Annotated in this window: 1 protein-coding gene; it reads left to right on the forward strand. The window is 64.3% G+C overall.

Going from position 1 to position 415, the window contains the following annotated elements:
• On the forward strand, positions 1-415 hold a 415-nt coding region (locus KQX66_RS38860; RefSeq protein WP_216798399.1), incomplete at both ends, for an AsmA family protein.

Raw genomic sequence — 415 nt, forward strand, 5'->3', positions numbered from 1 at the left:
GAGCGGCGCGGTGAACGCCCGGCAGCTGAGGTTGGCGGATCTGGCGCCGCTGATCGGCGCCGACTCCAACGCCGCCAAAGCCGGGCGCGGCGAGAAAAGCCGTCAGCCTGCGGATAAGGTGCTGCCGGTCGAACAGTTCGATACGCAAAGCTGGAGCAAGATGGATGCGGACGTGAAGTTTGCCGCCGCGCGCATTGAACGCGGCAGCGATTTGCCGCTGAGCGATCTGGCCACGCACCTGAAGCTGAACAATAGCGAACTGCGCCTGGATCCGCTGCGCTTCGGCATGGCGGGCGGCAGCCTGAACGCCGTCGTGCGCCTCGACGGCGGCAAAAAGCCGATGCGCGGGCAGGTGGATATGCATGCACGCAAACTTCAGCTTAAACAGCTGTTGCCGAACGTGGAGGCGATGAAG

This window comes from Paenibacillus oleatilyticus (assembly GCF_018998565.1).
Taxonomy (GTDB): domain Bacteria; phylum Bacillota; class Bacilli; order Paenibacillales; family NBRC-103111; genus Paenibacillus_G; species Paenibacillus_G oleatilyticus.